The 21,723-nt window shown below is 59.3% G+C and carries 15 protein-coding genes and 1 tRNA gene; 8 read left to right on the top strand and 8 right to left on the bottom strand.

Annotation, left to right across the window (positions count from 1 at the left end; translation table 11 throughout):
• The 4 genes from GOB85_RS09035 to ilvD all read left to right on the top strand — a co-directional run bounded on the left by GOB85_RS09035 (position 1) and on the right by ilvD (position 5,046).
• Positions 1-699, top strand: a complete 699-nt coding sequence (locus tag GOB85_RS09035; RefSeq protein ID WP_173577218.1) for an SDR family NAD(P)-dependent oxidoreductase — start codon at positions 1-3, stop codon at positions 697-699.
• Between the two features lie 27 nt (positions 700-726).
• Positions 727-1,779: an NAD(P)H-dependent flavin oxidoreductase gene (locus tag GOB85_RS09030; protein ID WP_173577219.1), complete on the top strand. Its 1,053-nt coding sequence runs from the start codon at positions 727-729 to the stop codon at positions 1,777-1,779.
• Positions 1,780-1,912: 133 nt separating this feature from the next.
• The gene (locus GOB85_RS09025) at positions 1,913-3,073 is read left to right on the top strand and encodes a glycosyltransferase family 32 protein (RefSeq protein WP_173577220.1); all 1,161 of its coding nucleotides are present in this window, start codon (positions 1,913-1,915) and stop codon (positions 3,071-3,073) included.
• A gap of 110 nt (positions 3,074-3,183) precedes the next feature.
• The gene (gene ilvD / locus GOB85_RS09020) at positions 3,184-5,046 is read left to right on the top strand and encodes a dihydroxy-acid dehydratase (protein ID WP_173577221.1); all 1,863 of its coding nucleotides are present in this window, start codon (positions 3,184-3,186) and stop codon (positions 5,044-5,046) included.
• 735 nt (positions 5,047-5,781) lie between these two features.
• On the opposite strand, the gene infC is transcribed toward ilvD, so the two are convergent.
• The 3 genes from infC to hrpB all read right to left on the bottom strand — a co-directional run bounded on the left by infC (position 5,782) and on the right by hrpB (position 10,454).
• Complete coding sequence (gene infC, locus GOB85_RS09015; RefSeq protein ID WP_173577252.1) at positions 5,782-6,303, bottom strand: translation initiation factor IF-3; 522 nt, start codon at positions 6,301-6,303, stop codon at positions 5,782-5,784.
• Between the two features lie 210 nt (positions 6,304-6,513).
• Positions 6,514-7,674: a S1C family serine protease gene (locus GOB85_RS09010; protein ID WP_173577222.1), complete on the bottom strand. Its 1,161-nt coding sequence runs from the start codon at positions 7,672-7,674 to the stop codon at positions 6,514-6,516.
• A gap of 191 nt (positions 7,675-7,865) precedes the next feature.
• Positions 7,866-10,454 (bottom strand): ATP-dependent helicase HrpB, encoded by a 2,589-nt coding sequence (hrpB, locus tag GOB85_RS09005; protein ID WP_173577253.1) that lies wholly within the window; start codon positions 10,452-10,454, stop codon positions 7,866-7,868.
• A gap of 397 nt (positions 10,455-10,851) precedes the next feature.
• Between hrpB and GOB85_RS09000 the strand changes: the two genes are divergently transcribed.
• The gene (locus GOB85_RS09000; protein ID WP_173577254.1) at positions 10,852-12,915 is read left to right on the top strand and encodes a protein-disulfide reductase DsbD family protein; all 2,064 of its coding nucleotides are present in this window, start codon (positions 10,852-10,854) and stop codon (positions 12,913-12,915) included.
• On the opposite strand, the gene mntR is transcribed toward GOB85_RS09000, so the two are convergent.
• Positions 12,916-13,374, bottom strand: coding sequence for a manganese-binding transcriptional regulator MntR (gene mntR, locus GOB85_RS08995; RefSeq protein WP_173577255.1), 459 nt, complete (start codon positions 13,372-13,374; stop codon positions 12,916-12,918).
• Positions 13,375-14,068: 694 nt separating this feature from the next.
• On the opposite strand from mntR, the gene GOB85_RS08990 reads away from it, so the two are divergent.
• Positions 14,069-15,019, top strand: a complete 951-nt coding sequence (locus GOB85_RS08990) for a glycosyltransferase family 8 protein (RefSeq protein ID WP_173577223.1) — start codon at positions 14,069-14,071, stop codon at positions 15,017-15,019.
• Positions 15,020-15,107: 88 nt separating this feature from the next.
• Positions 15,108-15,845, top strand: coding sequence for a DNA/RNA non-specific endonuclease (locus tag GOB85_RS08985; RefSeq protein WP_173577224.1), 738 nt, complete (start codon positions 15,108-15,110; stop codon positions 15,843-15,845).
• A 92-nt stretch (positions 15,846-15,937) separates the two neighbouring features.
• Here the strand turns inward: GOB85_RS08985 and GOB85_RS08980 are convergent, their stop codons facing one another.
• Positions 15,938-16,309, bottom strand: coding sequence for an RcnB family protein (locus GOB85_RS08980; RefSeq protein ID WP_173577225.1), 372 nt, complete (start codon positions 16,307-16,309; stop codon positions 15,938-15,940).
• Positions 16,310-17,271: 962 nt separating this feature from the next.
• Positions 17,272-17,347 (bottom strand) — tRNA-Ala (locus GOB85_RS08975).
• A 156-nt stretch (positions 17,348-17,503) separates the two neighbouring features.
• Here GOB85_RS08975 and GOB85_RS08970 point away from each other — a divergent pair.
• The gene (locus GOB85_RS08970) at positions 17,504-17,806 is read left to right on the top strand and encodes a YggT family protein (RefSeq protein WP_338421692.1); all 303 of its coding nucleotides are present in this window, start codon (positions 17,504-17,506) and stop codon (positions 17,804-17,806) included.
• A 261-nt stretch (positions 17,807-18,067) separates the two neighbouring features.
• On the opposite strand, the gene GOB85_RS08965 is transcribed toward GOB85_RS08970, so the two are convergent.
• Together GOB85_RS08965 and uvrA are read right to left on the bottom strand one after the other, a co-directional pair.
• Positions 18,068-18,412: a hypothetical protein gene (locus GOB85_RS08965; protein ID WP_173577226.1), complete on the bottom strand. Its 345-nt coding sequence runs from the start codon at positions 18,410-18,412 to the stop codon at positions 18,068-18,070.
• 109 nt (positions 18,413-18,521) lie between these two features.
• Positions 18,522-21,461: an excinuclease ABC subunit UvrA gene (gene uvrA / locus GOB85_RS08960; protein ID WP_173577227.1), complete on the bottom strand. Its 2,940-nt coding sequence runs from the start codon at positions 21,459-21,461 to the stop codon at positions 18,522-18,524.
• Positions 21,462-21,723 lie beyond the last annotated feature (262 nt).

The raw sequence follows: 21,723 nt of genomic DNA, 5'->3' as shown, positions 1-21,723 counted from the left end.
ATGACCGGCCGTAACGGGCCGCTTGATGGCTGCGTCGCGCTCGTCACGGGCGCGAGCCGGGGGATCGGCCGTGCCACAGCCATTGCCCTCGCGGCACAGGGGGCGCAGTGCGTCCTGACTGCCCGCACAGCAGGTGGCCTCAACGAAACCGACGATCTGGTTGCCGCCAGAACAGGCCGCCGTGCGACATTATTGCCGCTGGATCTCGCCGACGGCGCGAAAGTCGACATGCTCGGGCCGTCGCTTGCGGAGCGCTTCGGTCGGCTGGATATCCTCATCCACGCCGCCGCGCTGTTCGTGACACCAACCCCTCTGGCCCATATTCGCGATACAGACTGGGCGCGCGCGCTGACAATCAATCTCAGCGCCACCATGCGTCTGCTGCGCACTGCAACGCCGATGCTGCGCCATGCACCGGCTGGCCGTGCGATCATGCTCACCAACAGCAGTCTGAACGGCCCGGCGCCCTTTCATGCCATCGGCGCAACCTGTGGCGCGGGAACAGAGGCGCTGGTCAGCACATGGCAGCAGGAGATGGCTGACTGCCCGTCTTTCAGGGCGCATCTTTTTGATCCAGGCCCGACGGCAACGCGACTGCGGGCTCAGGCGTTTCCGGCTGAAGAAAACGTTGCCCTTGCCACGCCAGACAGCGTCGCCAGCCGTATCGTCGCTCTCTGTACGGCATCCGCTCCGGGATAAACGTTCCCCCGGTGAAAAGAGGCTGACATGCTCCTCCGGCATCTCGTTCCCGATATCCCCGTCATTCAGGCGCCAATGGCCGGGGTTTCCACTCCGACGCTGGCAGCGGCGGTCTCAGAGGCCGGTGGCTTCGGTTCCCTGGGTATCGGGGCCATGAGTCCGGAAACGGCCCGCGTGGCGATCAGCGAGACGCGCTGCCTGACCCGCCGGCCGTTTGGTGTCAACGTCTTCTGTCACCGTTCCGTGCCGCCTGATCCGACCTGCAATCAGCGATGGCTGGCCTGGCTGCGACCGGAATTCGCCCGCTACAAGGCTGAACCGCCCGCCACGCTGCACGAAATCTATCCGTCATTCCGTGACGACAGCGCCATATGCGACATGCTGATCAAGGAGCGCCCGGCACTTGTCAGCTTTCATTTCGGACTGCCCGACCACGCGATGATATCCGCCTTACGTGGCGCAGACATCCTGCTGGCGGCAACCGTGACAGCACCGGCGGAGGCACGACAGGCGACAGAGGCCGGCATCGATTTTCTGATTGCGCAGGGTTACGAAGCCGGCGGTCATCGCGGACTCTCCGATCCTCAGGCAGAGGATCTCAGACTGGATACGCTCACTCTTCTCCGGCGGATAGCGGCCTGCACGCCTTTGCCGCTTATCGCCGCAGGTGGCATTATGAACGGCGCCGACATCGTCGCTGCTCTGAAAGCAGGCGCGGCGGCGGTGCAGATGGGAACGGCATTTGTCGCCTGTGATGAGAGCGCGGCCAGCCCGGCTCATCGTGCTGCCCTGAGCGCTGCCGGCCAGAGTGGAACCGCCATGATGTCAGCGATTTCCGGGCGACCGGCACGCGGTATCATCAACCGGTTCACATCTCTGGACGTACGACCGGACAGACCCGTCATTCCGGCCTATCCCTGCGCGTATGAGGCCGGAAAAGCACTCGACAGGGCAGCGCGAGCCTGCGGCGAAACAGGCTACGGAGCCTTCTGGGCCGGCAGCAATGCCGGACGGGTCCGTCCGATGCCTGCCGCACGTCTGATGGCCCTTCTTTCTGACGAAATCCGGGAGACGGAATGAGGAAATAATATGTCAGACGACGATGTCGCCATTGACTGGACGATGATATCAGAATGGTGAATATCCGGGGTGATAATCGCTTCCAGGCGGGTGGTGATTGCGCCCCGGTGACAAAGGCAATAAAGATCAGATCATGACTGCTGAACCCTCTGAACCGGCAACGTTCCTGACGCTTCCGATCGAAAAAATCTCCGATTTTACTCTGGAGGACTTCGCCGGCAATCATCAGGCGATGGATTATTACCATACGCATAAAGCAGATACGCTTCAGCATGTGTTTACGCTTGCGAATATTCTGCATATGCACAAACTTGTCAGGGAAGCCGCGAATTTTTACGGTCTTGCCTACAATATGCATTCTAAAAAGCCGGATGAGTACCCGCTGGCATCGTCGCTGCTTCAGGCCCGCCTCCTTTGTCTCCTGAAATCAGGAATGGAACCGCCGCCGGAGGAACTCGGGTATCTCCGCACTTTGTCCCAGACAATGTATGACTACATCAGCGGCATCGAAATCGCATGGCGCCAGCATGATCCTGTCAAAGCTCTGAAGCGCATGGATAACTGCTTCGAGAGCTTTCACACCGGTGAGGAAGTCGACGTCCTCTACCTTGAGACCGCCCTTTCGATTCTGCCGCAGCCCACGCTCCCCGGAACACAACCCGAAGATCAGCGTATCCCGTCAAAGATCTATATGTACTGGGATAAAAGCCCTCCGCCGGAAGTCGAGGAAAACTACGACTACCACTGCGACCTTGATAATTTCGACGTCCATATCTTTGACCGGGACGAAGGCGCTGCCTGGATCTACGAATATTACGGCAAGGAAGCGCGGGATCTGTTCCTGAACGCGAGACACCCGGCCGAAGCGGCGGATTTTCTCCGTGTCCACGTGATTCAGGAACTCGGTGGCTGGTGGCTGGATGCCGATATCCGGATCACCTCACCTGAAACGCTGGAAAAATATACGTCGCAGAATCCGTCACATCTGTTCTTTGTAACGGACAACTACTACGTTCATAATGACTTCTTCGGAAGCCGCAGCAACAGCCCCATTCTGTCCGACTGCCTGCTCTCTCTCTACAGAAACAGCTATCTGCATCACGGGCTGTATATCGCCTATAAAACCGGCCCTGGCGTATTCAACCGCGCCCTGAACCGCAGACTGCATACATCATTCCGGACCGGGCAACCTTTTGATCCGTCCGTGCTGATTCTGCGCGCGCCGGAGTTTGAAAGCATCATCCAGGACATGGATATGGCCTATAAAAAAGGCGGTAACTGGCACGCCGCCTGAGGCTTTAGCTGACGCAGGGTGGTTTTCCGGCTATAGGGGCCCACATCATCAGACCGGGTGGCATCGTCCGCCAGCCCGTCACCCCTGTTTCAGAGCAGAAAGATCCTCTCATGTCCGGTTACCGTTCCCGCACGACCACTCATGGCCGCAACATGGCCGGGGCACGCAGCCTGTGGCGTGCCACGGGCATGACGGACAGCGATTTCGGCAAGCCGATCATTGCGGTCGCCAATTCGTTCACGCAGTTTGTCCCCGGTCATGTCCATCTCAAGGATCTTGGTCAGCTCGTCTGCGGCGCAATCGCCGAAGCAGGGGGCGTCGGCCGCGAATTCAACACCATTGCCGTCGATGACGGCATCGCCATGGGCCATGGCGGCATGCTTTACAGCCTGCCCTCGCGTGAGTTGATCGCGGACGCCGTGGAATACATGGTCAATGCCCACTGCGCGGACGCGCTGGTCTGCATCAGCAACTGCGACAAGATCACGCCCGGCATGCTGATGGCGGCGATGCGCCTCAACATCCCGACCGTGTTTGTCTCAGGCGGACCAATGGAAGCCGGACGGGTGATGGACGGACAGATCGAAAAGCATGTCGATCTCGTCACCTCCATGGTCGCGGCTGCCAGCCCGTCTGTCAGCGAGGCAGAATCGGATGCCATCGAACGCTCCGCCTGCCCGACCTGCGGCTCCTGCTCGGGCATGTTCACCGCCAATTCCATGAACTGCCTGACCGAAGCCCTCGGGCTCTCGCTACCTGGCAATGGCAGCCTCGTCGCGACCCATGCCGACCGAAAGGAACTGTTCCTCAAAGCAGGCCGGCTCGTGGTTTCGATGGCAAAACAGTTCTATGAGGATGGGGACAGCAGCGTCCTCCCGCGCTCCGTTGCGACGCTTCAGGCATTTGAGAACGCAATGACCGTGGATATCGCCATGGGCGGCTCGACAAACACGGTGTTGCATCTTCTGGCAGCGGCTCATGAAGGCGAAGTGCCCTTCACCATGGCCGATATCGATCGTCTGTCCCGCAGAGTGCCCAATCTCTGCAAGGTCGCGCCGTCAAAGGCGGACGTGCACATGGAAGATGTACATCGGGCAGGCGGCGTGCAGGCCATCATGGGCGAACTGGACCGCCTGGGCCTGCTGCACCGCACGGTCCCGATGGTGCATGCGCCCTCTCTGGCGGATGCACTGGTCGAATGGGACATCGGCTGCGAAACGGCCACGGATGCGGCAAAAGGCTTCTACCGCGCGGCGCCGGGCGGCGTTCGCACAACCGAAGCGTTCTCGCAGGCAAATCGTTATAAAGAGCTCGACACCGACCGTATCAAAGGCGCGGTTCGCTCCGGCGATCACGCCTTCAGCAAAGATGGTGGCCTGGCCGTACTTTACGGCAATATCGCAGAGGATGGCGCCATCGTGAAAACGGCTGGCGTTGCGCCCGGCCTGCTCACTTTTTCCGGCCCCGCCCGCGTGTTTGAAAGTCAGGATGCCGCCGTATCCGCCATTCTCGGTGGAAGAATTTCCGCCGGTGATGTGGTGGTCATCCGCTACGAAGGCCCGAAGGGCGGTCCCGGCATGCAGGAAATGCTTTATCCGACAAGCTACCTGAAATCGAAGGGTCTGGCGGAATCCTGTGCCCTGATCACGGATGGCCGGTTTTCCGGCGGCAGCTCCGGGCTTTCCATCGGCCACATCTCACCGGAAGCCGCCGAAGGAGGGGTAATCGGTCTGATCGAGGACGGAGACATGATCGAAATCGATATTCCGTCCCGTATTCTTCGCACCTCAGTGCCGGACGCCGAACTCTCGGCCCGGCGCATACGGATGGATGAGCGTGGCGACGAAGGATGGAAACCGCTCCGTGACCGTGTGGTCTCGACAGCACTTCAGGCCTACGCGGCACTGACCACGAGCGCCGCCCGCGGTGCGGTGCGTGATCTCTCGCAACTGACCCGACGCACTTCGCGCTGAGTTTCAGCGTCTCATAAGTAATAAGGGGCTGTTTCAAAAGGCTCTGTTGTCATTAAGTGCTGGCACCTTCTCAGGGCTTTGCCCTGGAACCCACCAAAGGTCGCAGACCTTTGGAAACCTGCTTATTTATCAACAGATTGGGGTGAAGGGGTCCGCGACCCCTTCCGGGCACGGGCAGAGCCCGATCTTTTTCTAACCCTTTGAAAAATCACAGATCAACACCTAACGACAACAGAGCCTTTCAAAAGCCTCACTGCTGAGGGAGAACACTCCTGACCGGCGTGTGTTTTTGAGCACGGAAGCAAAGCGGCCGTGCGGGCCGCGTGAGCATCGGAGCGCAGCAAACGCGCGTCGGATTGCCGGCTGACAGGCTTTTGAAACAGCCTCTGATACCAGAAGGTCTGGCCTTTGACCTGTGTGAGACTGGCGGGTGCGGGACTGGCAGGGCTCTGCCCTGGAACCCGGCAAAGGCTCGCCTTTGCAAACCGTTTTATGATCAGAAAACCGGGGTGCAGGGGCCTGCGGTCTGATCTGTTGATAAACAGGCCGGTTTCCAAAGGTCTGTGACCTTTGGTGGGTTCCAGAGCAAAGCCTTGGGGTGAAATTCAGGCGGCAGCATCGGCAATTGAAAGCGAGCTTCTGTGCCAGCCTCCGTTTCGGGTTCGGCCAGAGCCATAAAAAACCCCGAAATGCCTGAGCATTCCGGGGCTGTGTCTCCTGCGAAAGCAGAACGCCTTACCTGGGAGAGAGCACCATCACCATCTGACGGTTCTCAAGCCGGGGCATCTGCTCGACTTTTGCCTGCTCGTCCATTTCAGTGCGGATTCTCTCCAGCACCTTCACGCCGAGATCCTGATGAGCCATTTCACGGCCACGGAAACGAAGCGTCACCTTGACCTTATCACCCTCGCCGATGAACGACTTCATGGCGCGCATCTTCACCTGGTAGTCATTTTCGTCGATGTTCGGACGAACCTTGACTTCCTTGATCTCGATGACTTTCTGCTTCTTCCGCGCTTCATTCCGCTTTTTCTGCTGCTCGTACTTGTACTTGCCATAGTCAAGGATTTTGCAGACAGGCGGTTCAGCGTTCGGACTGATTTCCAGCAGGTCGAGACCGACACCATAGGCACGGGCCAGAGCATCACGCGTTGTCATAACGCCCTGCATCTCACCATCCTGATCAATCAGGCGAACCTGGGGTATACGAATCTCCTCGTTGACGCGGGGCCCCTCACGGCTTGGGGGAGAGGGAATGGGTGGTCTGGCTATGGTCAGCTCCTGTCGACGTGACAAAGAAAAGCGCGCGGACCGCAGGCCCGTCACGCTTAATGATTCGCGCTTATAGTATGTGCGTAAACGGCCGCACAAGATCAAGCGTTCCCGCCATGCTTCGGCTGCGATCAGCTATGCGAAAACCGCCCGGCAGACCGGAGATGGTAACAAGGTCGTGTTTCCGGGTTACTTTTACTGGTCGTCGCCATCGTTGTCGCGACCATCATCGGCCGGACGGGCACCGATGGGAACCTGGAGCACCACTGTGGCTGTCTTGCGGCGAACCGTCAGCGGAAGCACCGTTCCGGGCTTTGCCGCCGCCACCGCACGGATCAGAGTCCGGGCGTTTTCCACCCGCTCCGTCCCGACTGTCGTAACAAAATCACCCTTGCGCACGCCACCTTTCTGCGCCGGACCGCCCTTATCGAGGTCGACAACCCGCGATCCGTCCTGCCCGTCAATATCCTCCAGCGTGACCCCAAGCCAGCCGCGATCGATATGTCCCTGAGTCCGCAGCGCCTCAACGACGGGAATCACGATTTCGGACGGTATGGAAAAGCCGATCCCGACCGACCCGCCGGTCGGTGAAACAATGGCGGTATTGATGGCGATCACCTCGCCACTCATGCTGAAGGTCGGACCACCGGAATTGCCGGGATTGATTGGCGCGTCGAGCTGCAGAAAGTCATCGAAGGGACTGGCGCCGATATCCCGCCCGCGTGCGGAGACAATGCCCGCCGTCACCGACGATCCGAGACCGAACGGATTGCCCGCGGCCATGATCCAGTCACCGACCTGCACATGCCGACTGTCGCCCCAGCGTACAAACGGCAGCGGCGTCCGGCTTTCAACTTTGATCACGGCAATGTCGGTCAGATCATCACTACCCAGAACCCGCGCCGGGAGTTCGCGGCCATTTGCCAGTGAGACCGTGATGTTATTGGCATCGCCGACCACATGATTATTCGTCACGATGACGCCCGAAGGATCGATAATAAAGCCAGACCCCGCGCCCAGCATTTCCTCGCCATGCCGGCGCAGACGCTCGCGGAATTTCCGTTCGAGCGGTGTGCCCCGAACATCCGGCAGCACATGCAGATGACGGTTCGAAGACGGGTCCATATCGCGCGTGACCGCGATGTTCACCACGGCGGGCACCACCTTCCGCACCAGTGGGGCGAATGTCACCGGCAGTCCCGCAACCAGAGGCAGACCACCCGTGCCAGTCTCTGGTGTCACAGCAGCATCGCCCGCACCGGAAGTACTGACCTCGGCCCGGGCAGCCGGAATGAGCAGACGTCCCGTAAGCCCGTTCCCGAAAAACTCCGGGAGCAGAACAGCTGAAACCAGCATAAGATCTCTTACGGAACGCGGACAACATGCCATCAGCACGCGGCCCGGACACGGGCGTGAGGACTGTGCAGGGGACATCAGCGGAGGCGGAATTCTCATCAGGAGTTAAGTCTTTGGTCACAACCTCACGAGAGCGCAATGCCCCGCTTCCTTCTGAGACACATTTCCCGGCGGAGTGTGTCTCGCAGCCCTCACCGTTTGCCCTGCTTTCCGGAACCTCCCGGCCTTTCGCCACGCGGCGCCGGTGGTTCGGCAATCGCAGGATTCTCCGGCCAGTCGTGACGGGGATAGCGTCCACGCATGTCCCTCCTCATGTCGAGCCAGCCTCCTGTCCAGAATGCGGCCAGATCCGCTGTCAGCGCCTGCGGGCGCCCTGCCGGAGACAGCAGCGCGAGACGCAGCGGCACGCGACCGCCAGCCAGCCGCGGTGTTTCGGTCGTGCCATAAAAAACCTGCGCCCGGGCCGATGCCACAGGGACCGGCTCCATGTAATCAACTCTGATCCGCCCGCCCTTCAGAGTCAGTTCTGCTGGAAAGTCGCGATCCAGCGCCACAAGATCCGCATGAGAAAACCGTGCACGCAGGATGGCCAGAAGGTCCAGATCTTTAAGTCCGGAGAGCGTGGTGATCCCGCTCAGCCAGGGAGACAGCCAGTCCTCTGCGGAGGCCGCCAGCACCGCATCGGACAGATCCGGAAGATCGTCTCGTCCGAGCGCGCTCCGGGCCAGGGCGACCCGGGCCTGAAACTGCCGGATGGTGTCCGTCCAGGTGAAGGCGGTCGGGAGCGAGGCTGCCGCCTGCGCCAGCAGCAACCCCGCCGCGTCCTCGCTTTTTACCGTTTCCGTGCGATCCCGCAGCACCAGCGCGCCGATCCGCAGACGTCGCCGGGCCATGATCGACCCGCTGACCGAATCCAGCGCGGTCTCGACCTGTTCGGTTGCCCGCGCCAGCAGAGCTTCGGGCAGGGCATCCGGGTCCAGCGGCGCGGCCAGGCGGATTTCGGCACTCTTACGCAAAAATAGCGATGCCACGGCCAGCAGACGTCGGTCAGCCAGCCGGTCGGCGCGCCCGATACGGGCGCTGCCACCACCGGAGAGCCGGAAACTCCCCACTTCGCCGCGCCCCTGTGCGATCCGGTCCGGAAAGCCCGCCGCGATGAGCGCCGCCGGATCCCCGACTGCCTGAACGCCATGCGGGAGACGCAGCCGCCGCCGAAACTGTCCGGCGGCCTGCCGGATTCGGGCCAGAGCGCCACGATCCGCATCGGGATGATCATCACCCGCGATCAGATCGAGCCGGAGCACGATATCGGCGGGAGGAATGGGGGGCGGCCCGCCTCGTCCTCCCCCCATGCGAGGACGCAACGGGTCGCGTTCTTCCAGTAAGGCCGCCAGATCCGCCGCCAGGGCAGCTTCCCGCGCATCCCGCGCGGCCAGCAGCATCGCGGCCAGACGCGGATGCGTTCCCAGCACTGCCATGCGCCTGCCTGATTCGGTCGGTTTTCCATCCGCATCCAGGGCGCCGAGCAGGACGAGCAGATCCCGCGCCGCAGCCAGACCACCGGCAGGAGGTGTATCGGCGAAACGCAGCCGGGTATCCTCGCCGCCCATCGCCTCTCGCCAGAGGCTGATCGCGAGTGCGAAATCGGACAGATCGGCGTCGAGAATTTCCGGACGGTCATGCGGTGCCTGTCCGCGCCCCGTCGCTTCTGTCCATAGCCGGATTCCGAGACCCGGCGCTTCGCGCCCGGCACGACCCGACCGCTGCGTGGCCGCCGCGCGGGAAATCCGCATTGTTTCCAGCCGGGCCAGTCCGGCTCCGGGATCAAAACGCGGTGCCCGCCGGAAACCACCATCGATCACGATACGCACGCCCGGCACTGTCAGGGAAGTTTCGGCAATCGAGGTTGAGAGGATGACCCGTCGCCGCCCGTCCGGTTCGGGTGTCAGAACACGAGCCTGCTCGCCAGGAGGCAGCTCACCATGCAGTGGCAGCACGAGCGCCGGAACGCCTTCCAGGAATTGCGTCGTCCGGCGGATTTCACCGGTGCCCGGGAGAAAGACGAGAATGTCGCCTTCGTTTTCCGCCAGGCTCTCACGCACGGCCTGGGCCGCGGCCTGTGGCAGATCGCGTGCCGAAGCCAGATCCCGTTTCGCGTGGCGGATAGTGACCGGAAACTGACGCCCCATACTTTCCAGAACGGGGGCGTGCATGAGGTCTCGTAACGTTACCGTATCCGCTGTTGCGGACATTGCAAGCAGACGAAGATCTGGTCGCAGTGCCTGTTGCAGGTCGAGCGCGAATGCCAGAGCCAGGTCAGCATCGAGCGATCTTTCGTGAATTTCGTCGAAGATGACGCAGGCGACACCATCCAGCATCGGGTCTGACAGAAGTCGGCGCAGGAACAGACCTTCTGTCACCACCTCGATCCGTGTCGCTTCCGAAGTGGCCGATTCCAGGCGGGTTCGGAACCCGACGGTCTGCCCGACCGGCTCGCCGAGCAGGCTGGACATGCGCTGTGCCGCCGCGCGTGCCGCGAGGCGTCTGGGCTCCAGCATGACAATGCGATCGCGCGCTCCACGCCAGCCAGACTGAAGCAGGGCCAGCGGAACCAGTGTCGTCTTGCCTGCTCCGGGAGGGGCAACCAGGACCGCGTTGGGCTCCTGTTCCAGTGAAGTTATGAGATCAGGGATACAGGCCCTGACCGGCAGATCATCGCCAGACGCGGACAGGAGGGCGGCGATCACTGCGGCCGGATCGATGGAGGAACTGCTGACCATGAGCGGGGTTATGGCGGGGTCGCGGGCTGCCGACAATCGGGGCTCTGGAGGCGTTCAGTGTGTGAGGCAGCATTTCCGGTGACCGGGCTTTGCCCGAATCCGGCGGGGATCTCAGGTTCCTGACCCGTGGTTTGTCTATAACAGACTGTTTTGTATGGTATATTTAGTATAAAGATTTTAGATCCGCAGATACAAAAAGGGGTGCAGGGGGCCACGCTCCCTGCCGGGTTCGGGCAGAACCCGGTCTTTCTCTCCCCGGTTTATCTTTGCTGCCCTGTGGACTCAGCCCGGCTCCGGTATAGAATCCCGCTCCCTCCCGCATTTCTCTCATCGCAGGACCGCAGCGTTGCGCCAGACCATTGCTCTTTTCCGCCTTCTTCCTGTTCTCAGCGGTCTGATGCTGGCAGCCGTCTGTCTTCTGTCGCCTGGCTCCGGCACGGCTATCGCTGCGGAAAGCAACGCCATCACGTCTGCCCGCGACACCGCGTCGCTGATCAGCGACAGCGACACCCTGCAACCGGGCCAGCCGATCCGGTTCGGGCTGCTGCTGCATCTCAAACCGACATGGCACACCTACTGGCGCAATCCGGGCGATGCCGGCGAGGCCCCGACACTGGCTGTCACCCTGTCGGGCGCGGCAACCGGTAAAGCAGATGCCATTGACTGGCCGGCTCCGAAGCGTCTGCCTGACGGGCCGCTGATGTCATACGGCTACATTGACGATATCCTGCTTCCCGTCAGCCTTACGCCCGGCGCCAGCCGGCAGGATTCAGCCAGCGTCACAGTGACGGCGCATGCCGAATGGCTTGTCTGTGCTGCCGTCTGTGTTCCCGAAGAAGGTGATTTTCATCTCACGCTGCCTCTCGGGCCATTGGTACCCTCTCCGCAAGCCCCGCTCTTCGCCCGCGCTGCTGCGGCCCTCCCGCTTCCGTCGCCTTTTGCAGCCACGATTGCGCCGGACGGAATGCTTGGTCTGTCAGGAGCGGGACTTTCTCCGCAGACAGTGAGTGACGCCTGGTTCATCCCGGACACGCCGGGCATCATCAATCAGATTTCTCCACAGCCCCTGAACATTGCCCCCGGACGCCTGACCCTCGCCCTGAAACCACTGGATGCGTTTCATGCCGGCACACCGCTCGGCGGCATCGTCGTTCTGCGTGACGCCGCCGGTCAGGAAAGCGCTCTGACCATTGAAGCGAAGCCCGAAGCCGCTCCGACCTCCGGCTCGTCATCCCGATCCGCCACGGGGACTCGCGCCGGCTGGCTTCAACTCGCCTTGCTGGCTTTTCTTGGCGGCATGATTCTCAATCTCATGCCCTGCGTCTTCCCTGTACTGGCCATGAAAGCGCTGGCTGTCGTGCGCATGGGGTCTGAGCAGGCCCGGGTGAAGAGCGCTCTGGCCTACACGGCAGGTGTGCTTGCAACCTTTGCCGCACTCGGTGCTGCCACGCTTATCGTCCGCAATGCGGGTCTTTCCGCCGGATGGGGCTTCCAGTTTCAGTCCGAAGGGTTCGTCGCCGCCATTTGCTGGCTGCTCTTTGCCGTTTCGCTGGGCATGCTTGGCATCTTCGAGCTTCCCGTGATCGGCGCTGGTCAGTCTCTGATTTCCCGCAGCCATGGTCTGCTGTCGGACTTCCTGACCGGTCTCCTCGCGGTCCTGGTGGCCACGCCCTGCACCGCGCCTTTCATGGGGGCTGCCATCGCGGGCGCGCTTTCGGCACCGCCGGTCTTTGCCCTGAGCATTTTTCTGAGCATGGGGCTTGGACTTGCAAGCCCTTACCTGCTGCTTGCCGTCATCCCAGGTTTCGGGCGTCTTCTTCCCAGGCCCGGCGCGTGGATGGACCTGTTTCGACAGGTTCTCGCTTTTCCGATCCTTGCGACCTGCGTCTGGCTTGCCTGGGTTCTGACCCGGCAGGGCGGTGGAGACGCCACACTCATTCTCGGCATCGGCCTGCTCGCGCTCGGTTTCAGCGGCTGGCTCGCTGTCACTGCCCGCACGCGCACTTCGTATACTGTAATGAGAGGGCTGCGCGTCGCCGCTCTTCTGGTCGCCCTGGCGCCGCTCGCGCTCCTTCCGCTGCTGCCGTCCGCTGTGTCTGCCGTGGCTTCCGCAAAAACCGGCCAGGTGGATGCCAGCTCATTCTCCCCGCAGCGGCTTGCTGCGCTTCGTAGCGAGGGGCGGCCCGTATTCATCGATATGACAGCTGCCTGGTGCATTACCTGTCTGGTCAACGAGCGCGTCACACTGAACAGCACACGCGTGCAGGATGCTTTCACCCGCCATAAAGTCGCCTACCTCAAAGGAGACTGGACCAATCGCGACAGTGCGATCACGGCTTTCCTGCGCGAACATGATCGCGATGGTGTGCCGCTTTATGTCTACTACCCGCCGCACGGGGAGGGGCGGGTGCTGCCGCAGATTCTGACACCAGATCTGGTTGCGGGCGCGCTGGGCGAGTGATTACGGCGCCTTCCCGTCGCGCCGGAGTGTTGTCATAAACTGCTGCAACCCGCCTTCAATCGCTCTCTGAAACTGCGCCAGCGTTTCTCCACCGACATAGTGTTCCACCCCTTCCGCGTCGATCAGAGCATTTTCCCGACTGACACCGAGTGCCAGCAAAAAAGCCTCGACCACCCGGTGGCGTCTGCGTGCTTCATCGGCAACTTTCTGACCGGCATGGGTCAGAAACACACCGCGATAGGGTTTCTGTGTCACCAGACCATCCGTTGCCAGACGGGCCAGCATTTTCGCAACGGTCGGCTGCGACACGCCAAGGCGGCCGGCAATATCGACCTGACGCGCTTCACGCCCTTCGGCCAGAAGATCCGAGATGAGCTCCAGATAGTCCTCAACCAGTTCATTCTGCCGCGCCACCCGCGCGGCGCGAAATCCCTCTGACTGAGTCTGCGCATCGGGCATCACACCTGCGGTCAGGCCTCTCTTTTTTCCTGGCACGTCGCTATCCTGAGCAAACAATATTCGCATTCGAATAAAAGATACCGCGTCATTAATCCAGCACTGTGAAACAGGCCCGGAAACTATTTTAACCGATCATCCGAGGGATTGGGTTCTGATCTGTCCGCAGCATGAAGTGGGTTGCCTGTGATGACACGCACAAGGTCACAGACCTTTGGAAAGGCTCTGTTGTCGTTAGATGTTGATCTGTGATTTTTCAAAGGGTTGGCAGAATCCGGGCTCTGCCCGGATACTCTCATCGACAGGTCAATCTTCACAACCTCTGGTATTATTTATAATAAAATGGTTTCCAAAGGTCTGTGACCTTTGGTGGGTTCCAGGGCAAAGCCCTGGGAAGAAGCCAGCACTTAATGACAACAGAGCCTTTGGAAACCGGCTTGTTTATCAACAGATCGGGGTGAAGGGGTCCGCTGCCCCTTCCGGGTTCGGGCAGAGCCCGGTCTTTCTCCAACCCCTTGAAAAACAACAGACAAACAGGAAACGAAAACAGAACCGATGCCACAGACCTTTGCAAATTACTCTGTTTAATAAACAATACGAAGCGCGGGGATCGGGTTCTGCAAACATGGCCCCGGTGCCATGGCGGCGCTAAACCGGCCGCTGACATCGGCCCGACACGAATTCACACGGAGTTTTTATGGCAAAAGTCTGCGTCTGCTACACGACCGACACGGGCTATCTGTTTCCGAGTTTTGTCAGTGCGCTCCAGGCGAGACGCAACAGCAGTCCGGACAATGCCGATGTCCTCCTTGCCGGCTTTGATCTCGCTCCTGAGGCTGAGCACCTCTTTGCCGAGGCGTGCAGGCAGTCAGGAATCCTCTTCGCCGCCCATCGGCAGGCCGATATTGGTGATGCGCCCGCCATGCTGGGGCGACTGTTTCTCGCCGATCTTCTGCCGACACAATATGACCGGCTACTTTATATCGATGGGGACACGCAGATCACCGGCAGCCTTGATCCACTGCTCACAACACCAGTCCCCGCCGGTAAATTTTACGCAGCGAATGACCCGATGACATTTTTCATCGATGAGAACGATGAACTGGCACGCGACCTGCGCGCTCATCTGACAAGTATTGGCCTGAGCCCGGCTGACTCAAAGCGTTATTTCAACTCCGGTGTCATCTACGCGGAGCGGGAGGCCTGGGCAAAGACAGGGCATGATGCCTGGAGGAAGTTTTCCTCTCAGCCTGCAGGAACACGCTTCCCTGATCAGGATATTCTGAACGTCGTCGGTCTTCCCAACCGTCTTCCTCTGTCACTGGCGTGGAATTTCCCGATTTTTCTCCGCAATGCGAATGTGGAAGACATCATCCGCCCGCGTATTACGCACTTCATGTCTCGCCCTAAACCATGGGAAGGAGTGTTCGCTCCCTGGAACCAGACGGCGTTCACGCCTTACCGCGAAGCAGCCACCCGGTTCCCGGGTCTCGCTCCCTACTGGCACAGGATGAACTGGCGGAAACGGATGCGTTACGTCGCGCAGCAGCGCTACAAACAAATGACCGAAACAAGGAACTGGTCCCGAGGTCTGCGCCACGACCGGATTCTGACGTATGAAGCGCTGACCGGAAACGACTCAGAGTGATTTTCTGAAAGACTGAGGAATCCTGAAGGCCGACCCCGCAGATGCTTTCGGGTTGCCCAACGACACCAGATCCCGGCAAACAGCCCATATGCTTCGCTTTTGCCTTCTGCCGCTACTCATCTTCTCAACAGTTGCGTCTCATGCGGCCTGCCCGGATCACTTTGTCGGGCAGACACAACCGGCAACATCTGCCTCCGTCATTCTTCTGTGCTCGACCAGCTACGCAGCCGGTTACTCCGCTCAGGATCATGAAGCCGCATGGAGTGCTGAACATCTGACACGGGACAATATCACCCGGTCAGAACAGTTGCAGGGTCGCGGCTCGTTTCATGAAGATCTGAGGTTGCCGCCAGGTGAACGTTCAGAACCCTGCGACTACAAACGCTCCGGCTGGTCTCGCGGACATCTCACACCCTCCGGCGATGCACCGACCCGCGCAGCGCGTGAAGAGACATTCGCTTTTTCGAACATTGTGCCCCAGGCAGCCAGGCTGAATTCGAGCGGGTGGAATCATATTGAGGCCAATATCCGCAAACTGGTTAAGCGTAAGGGCGAGGTTTTCGTCGTCACCGGACCGGCCTTCCGCGAGCCAATGGGAACGATTGGCCCGGACCATGTGCGGGTACCGTCATCCCTCTGGAAAGCTGTTTATATCCCGACGATGAACGCGGTTGCTGTCGTGGTCTGCAAAAACACAGCGCCGTATCGCTGCAACGCCGTCAGTCCGGAATCACTGGAGCGGGTCACCGGCATCAATCCGTTTCCCTCTCTTCCTGACGGGAAGACGATCAGATCCCCGGAACTGGACCGCTCGCTTATACATTGAGGTCACTCTGATTATTGCCTGACGTTGCCAACGCAGATCGCGCTGACGAGCCTGATAACCAGAACGTCATTTCACCGGGCACATCCCGGTTTTCACCGATAAGGCCCGACCATCGCTCCGGCAACGACGGCCGATATCATACCGGTTGCAATTGCGGTCAGCAGGAACTGATTGCCGGAACGCACCCAGCGATACCCATAAGGTGGAGCATAGAGTCCAGGGTATGCCTGCCAGTTCGAAATCCACGGATCTCCGCCCCAGTAACGATAGCCCGGTCGCCAGACCGGCGGTGGCCTGTGCCAGCGGCCCGGAGGTCCCCATCGCCCTGGCCCGCGTGGTGGTCCGCCACGCCAATGTCCTGGTGGACCATGCCGCCATGCACCCGGCACTGGTTGCGCCTCTGCACACATGGGAGCGATTCCGAGCACTGTTGCCATGAGCAGCGAAAGAGCTTTTGCCGGCATGGATTCTGCCTCCTGCATCAGTCGCCTGACCGATACGACATTTTGAAAATCACCTGACTGTATCGGGTCTTCGGCCCGGGTCGCAACAATACGGATAAGCCTGATTTCCGCGGGCTATGCTGTTCGGTTTACTGCCTCTACAGCCCTATCGTATCCCCGAATTCCCGCACCACGTGACATGTATCCCATTGTCCCGGGCCGCGACCAAACGCAAAAATATGCGCTCCCACTGCATCCGTCAGCCCTTTACGCACCTGTTCGAAGCGCAGTTCCGCCTCATGGCGTGAGCGGCAGAAGATCAGTCGATCAGGTCCCGTGTAAAGTTTACCTTCCCCGGCTGTTTTTTTACATAGGCCTGAAACGCAAAATCCTTTCCTTCCGGCATGGCAATTCTCCGAATTTATATTGTTACTTAATATGTTTGTGTTTTGCGGATACTGGTGAACAGCACGGACAGCCGGAGGTCCGGACAATCTGCCATCGCGTCTAACTACCCGGATTGCGATTGGTTGCATGACGCTGACTGCATCATACCGGGGCATCATTTTTCCGGCTTCACGTATGGCGGGCTAAGGGCCGGAAGTACAATCGGCCTCGTCGGGTGATTGAAACCGGCAGGACAGACACGACATGCCGCAAGCGCGGGATGAACAGGGCAATAGCCACGAACAGCGCGCTTTCTGACGATGCGGCATCAGATACGAAAAATGAGTGCCTTATTCTCAGGGGTTGTTTCAAAAGCCTCACTGCTGAGCGAGAGCGCTCTTGAAGAGTATGACCGGCGGGATGCCATGGGGTATGAACCCGGAAAATTCCGGCACCTTAAATTTTACACAGTAAATACCTGCCCCGCCTGAGGCACAAAAAACCAGTGTGAACTCAGACAAAGTATCCTGAATTTCCCACCCGGGAGATAAATTTTATCTCATAATTTCAGCTTATTAGCTGGTAAACAAGGCGGCTGGTGGAGCTGAGGGGAATCGAACCCCTGACCTCCTCATTGCGAACGAGGCGCTCTCCCATCTGAGCTACAGCCCCGCCTTAACTGTGGATTACATAGCCCCATGAGACACAGTGTCAAGCCGTCTCACGCCACAGAGACATCGTTACCATATTGTCTGGATCAGGCCGTCTCTGTAGGATCCGGGCTATAATCCCGGCGTTCTCCCGGGCATTCTTCAGAGGGGTCAGAATTTGTTGCTGTTTGGTCTGTGTCGAATCATTCTGACACTACTTAACCTCTATGAAGGGGTCGTCTTCGTCTACTGCATCTTCAGCATGCTGTATTCATTCGGCATTCTCGATGCACAAAACCGGATTGTCTGGCAGATCGGCAATTTTCTCAACAAACTTGTTGAGCCTGTTCTCAATCCCATCCGGCGCATTATGCCCTCCCTTGGCAATGTTGACCTGTCCCCTCTTATCCTTCTCCTCGGGCTGCAATACCTGGTTCAGCCGCTCGTCGTCCAGATAATGGTCGCAAGCCTCACCAGATAGACGTATGGCTGACAATATCGTGATACACGCTGGCATATTATTCGCGCGCCCAAACCCCGGCAAGGACGCGCCTTTGCAAACCTTTTTATTTTAACAAATCGGGGGCAGGGGTCGCCGCCCCCTTCCGGGTGTGGACCGAACCCGCTTCACTGCCCGACTTTAACTCAGTGTCTGTGGGGCAGCGCCCTGAACTCAAAACAACGCTGAACAGACCGTAATTTTTTAAAATCGTGACCAGACAACCACCCGCGTCACGATCCCTTACCGGCGCTCATTATCAGCACCACTCCCACCTTGCGTAATACCCGCACGGTCAGGGGCATCAGAGCCGGGCTCTACGGTACGCGTTACCGAAGCGACGGCAACATCATCTCCGAAATCAGCATCAGGGCCTTTCGCGTATTTATGATGCAGACGTGTCGGCTGATCGAGATTGTCGCGCAGGACGTTTTCAACTGCTTCAGGGTCCGTATTCTCCGCCTGGTCGAGCAGTTTATCGGCAAGCACCTGATCGCCTTTTGATTCCGCGCGCAACGCCGCTTCAGCCAGCTCGCGGGCTGTGCCATGCTTGCCCGCTTCGGAATCATCTCTGATGAATCGTGACATGGGAAGCTCCTTTATCTGTGATCTTCAGTCCGGCCGCCTTCCCGGACCCTCATCAGGACAGCACACCGCCCTGATGAGACCCCAACGCCTTATCAGCAGGTGCGTTCCGTCAGGACACCTTTGCCCGCTTACGTGACTTTGCAACCGGCCTCTTCTTCATAGGCCCTTTCTCCGCCGCTTCCTCAACTTTCCCCTGCTCCAGAAGTGGCCTGAGAAAACGCCCGGTATAACTCTCCGGACAGGCAGCAATATCTTCCGGTGTTCCGGCAGCCAGGATGCGCCCCCCGCCATCACCACCTTCCGGGCCAACATCGAGAATCCAGTCGGCCGTCTTGATGACTTCAAGATTGTGCTCGATCACCACAACCGTGTTGCCCTGGTCGACAAGCGCATGCAGCACTTCCAGCAACTTCCGCACATCCTCTGTGTGTAATCCCGTCGTCGGTTCATCGAGAATATACAGCGTGCGTCCGGTGGCCCGGCGAGCGAGTTCCTTCGAAAGCTTGACGCGCTGCGCCTCACCACCCGAAAGCGTCGTCGCCTGTTGCCCGAGCGCGACATAACCCAGCCCCACCTTCTGCAGAATCGCCAGCCGGTCCCGAATGCGGCTCTGCGCCTCGAAATAGGGCAGTGCTTCATCGACGCTCATCGCCAGCACATCGGCGATGGACTTACCCTTGAACTTCACATCCAGCGTTTCGCGATTGTAGCGCGCGCCTTTACAGGTATCGCAGGTCACAAACACATCCGGCAGGAAGTGCATTTCAATCTTCAGTACCCCGTCGCCCTGACAGGCTTCGCAGCGACCGCCCTTCACATTGAAGGAGAACCGGCCCGGCTTGTAGCCACGGGCGCGGGCTTCGGGCAGTTCGGCGAACCAGTCGCGGATCGGAGTGAACAGATCCGTATAGGTGGCCGGGTTGGAACGTGGTGTGCGACCGATCGGAGACTGGTCAATATCGATGATTTTATCGAGCAGTTCCATGCCATCCACACCTGAGCATGGCGCAGGCGACTGACCGGAACCCATCAGGTTCCGCGAGAGAGTCTTGTAAAGTGTGTCGATGACCAGAGTAGATTTACCGCTTCCGGACACGCCGGTGATACAGGTGAACGTTCCAAGTGGAAACTGTGCGGTGACATCTTTCAGATTATTGCCGGTGGCGCCACGCACAGTAATGAGTCGCTTCGGATCGAGAGGGCGTCGCGTCTCCGGCACCTCAATGCGTTTCCGTCCGGAAAGATAAGCCCCTGTCAGGCTGTTTTTATTAGCAGCAACCTGTTTCGGCGTGCCGGCGGCAACTACAGTGCCGCCCATTACGCCAGCACCAGGCCCCATATCGATCAGCCAGTCCGCGCTGCGGATCGCATCTTCATCATGTTCGACAACGATCAGCGTATTGCCAAGGGATTTCAGACGCTCCAGCGTGCCAAGCAGACGTTCATTATCGCGCTGATGCAGCCCGATGGACGGCTCATCCAGAACATAGAGCACGCCGGTCAGGCCGGACCCGATCTGACTCGCAAGACGGATACGCTGACTTTCACCACCGGACAGAGTCGCGGAGCCACGGGCGAGGGTCAGATAATCCAGGCCGACATCGACAAGAAATTTCAGCCTGTCGGTAATTTCCCTGAGAATACGGCGTGCGATTTCGGCACGTTGCGGAGTGAGAGTTGGCAGAACAGCCTCAAACCATTCAAACGCGGCCCGAATGGAAAGCTCAGATGCCTGCGCGATGTTAAATCCGGCGACACGCACGCAGAGCGCTTCCGGCTTAAGACGCGCACCGTGACAAAGATGGCAGGGCTTATCGGACTGATAGCGGGAGAGTTCCTCGCGTGCCCAGATGCTCTCCGATGTTTTCATGCGGCGTTTGAGATTCGCCATCACACCATCAAAGGGTTTCGTGACGGTGTAGCTTTTCCCACCATCCCGGTAGACGAAATGAATGTCTTCATCCGTGCCGTCGAGAATGGCCGTCCGGACGTCTTCCGTCAGGTCGCGCCAGGGGGTGCTCATTTTCACGCCCAGATGGGCGGCGACGCTTTGCAGAGTCTGTTCGAAAAGCTGTGACTTTTCACCACGCCATGGCGCGATTGCGCCCTGCTCAAGAGAAAGGTTTTCATCAGGCACAACAAGATTCGGATCAAAGAACGTCTCTGTTCCGATTCCGTCACACGCGGGACAGGCTCCCTGCGGAGCGTTGAAGGAAAACAGACGAGGCTCGATTTCCTCAAGCGTGAACCCACTTTCCGGACAGGCAAAACGCGAGGAAAAGACTGTACGCTCAGCGGGCTCGGACTCATCTCGCCTCACCTCTTCGGCATAGACGATGCCATCCGCAAGGGAGAGGGCTGTTTCGAAACTGTCGGCGAGGCGGTTTTCAATACCCGGTTTGACCACGATACGGTCCACCACGGCCTCAACTGTGTGGCGGAGCTTGCGATTCAGATTCGGGACGTCAGCAATTTCATACAGCGTACCGTCGACCTTCACGCGGGCAAAGCCCTTGCGCTGCAACTCACCGAGTTCCTTGCGGTATTCGCCTTTACGATCGCGAACGACCGGCGCCAGCAACATCAGTCGCGTGCCTTCCGGCATCGCCATGACACGATCCACCATCTGGCTGACAGTCTGGGCTTCAATCGGCAGGCCGGTGGCGGGTGAGTACGGCACACCGGCACGCGCCCAGAGCAGCCGCATGTAATCGTGAATTTCGGTGACAGTGCCGACAGTCGAGCGCGGGTTCTTTGAAGTCGTCTTCTGCTCAATGGAAATTGCGGGCGACAGACCCTCAATCGAATCGACGTCAGGCTTGCCCATCAGTTCCAGGAACTGACGGGCATAAGCAGACAGACTTTCGACGTAGCGACGTTGCCCCTCGGCATAGATCGTATCGAAAGCCAGGGAGGACTTGCCCGAGCCTGACAGGCCGGTAATGACGGTAAGCTGGTCGCGGGGAATATCCACATCGACCGATTTCAGATTATGAGCACGGGCGCCTTTGACCCGGATGGCGTGGCTGAAGGCGGATTTTTCGGTCATCGGTGCTGTCGGTCGTCCTGTCATTCACGATGTTAAGATATAGGACGCCGGAACGGTTTTGACAGGGCAGGCAGGGCATATTTGTGGGAGAGCAAAGTCCAGGACGGCAGCCACAGGCCAGAACTATTCGATTTAAATAAATCAGGATGCAGGGGCCTGCGTTTCCAAGCGGGTTCGGGCAGAGTCTGAAAAAGATACTTACATTCAGAAAATCAGACCGGATTCACGAAAACTCTTTTCAGGTTAACCCTGTTTACAAACC

The sequence above is a fragment of the Acetobacter fallax genome (genome assembly GCF_011516735.1).
GTDB lineage: Bacteria > Pseudomonadota > Alphaproteobacteria > Acetobacterales > Acetobacteraceae > Acetobacter > Acetobacter fallax.
The sequence above is the reverse complement of the archived record's forward strand: the minus strand, read 5'-3'. Positions and strand labels throughout refer to the sequence as shown.

Excerpts from the sequence above, each read along its gene's own strand:
- GOB85_RS09035 (WP_173577218.1), top strand. The coding sequence starts at position 1 with ATGACCGGCCGTAACGGGCCGCTTGATGGCTGCGTCGCGCTCGTCACG.
- GOB85_RS09030 (WP_173577219.1), top strand. The coding sequence starts at position 727 with ATGCTCCTCCGGCATCTCGTTCCCGATATCCCCGTCATTCAGGCGCCA.
- GOB85_RS09025 (WP_173577220.1), top strand. The coding sequence starts at position 1,913 with ATGACTGCTGAACCCTCTGAACCGGCAACGTTCCTGACGCTTCCGATC.
- ilvD (WP_173577221.1), top strand. The coding sequence starts at position 3,184 with ATGTCCGGTTACCGTTCCCGCACGACCACTCATGGCCGCAACATGGCC.
- GOB85_RS09010 (WP_173577222.1), bottom strand. The coding sequence starts at position 7,674 with ATGCTGGTTTCAGCTGTTCTGCTCCCGGAGTTTTTCGGGAACGGGCTT.
- hrpB (WP_173577253.1), bottom strand. The coding sequence starts at position 10,454 with ATGGTCAGCAGTTCCTCCATCGATCCGGCCGCAGTGATCGCCGCCCTC.
- GOB85_RS09000 (WP_173577254.1), top strand. The coding sequence starts at position 10,852 with ATGCTGGCAGCCGTCTGTCTTCTGTCGCCTGGCTCCGGCACGGCTATC.
- mntR (WP_173577255.1), bottom strand. The coding sequence starts at position 13,374 with ATGCCCGATGCGCAGACTCAGTCAGAGGGATTTCGCGCCGCGCGGGTG.
- GOB85_RS08990 (WP_173577223.1), top strand. The coding sequence starts at position 14,069 with ATGGCAAAAGTCTGCGTCTGCTACACGACCGACACGGGCTATCTGTTT.
- GOB85_RS08985 (WP_173577224.1), top strand. The coding sequence starts at position 15,108 with ATGCTTCGCTTTTGCCTTCTGCCGCTACTCATCTTCTCAACAGTTGCG.
- GOB85_RS08980 (WP_173577225.1), bottom strand. The coding sequence starts at position 16,309 with ATGCCGGCAAAAGCTCTTTCGCTGCTCATGGCAACAGTGCTCGGAATC.
- GOB85_RS08965 (WP_173577226.1), bottom strand. The coding sequence starts at position 18,412 with ATGTCACGATTCATCAGAGATGATTCCGAAGCGGGCAAGCATGGCACA.
- uvrA (WP_173577227.1), bottom strand. The coding sequence starts at position 21,461 with ATGACCGAAAAATCCGCCTTCAGCCACGCCATCCGGGTCAAAGGCGCC.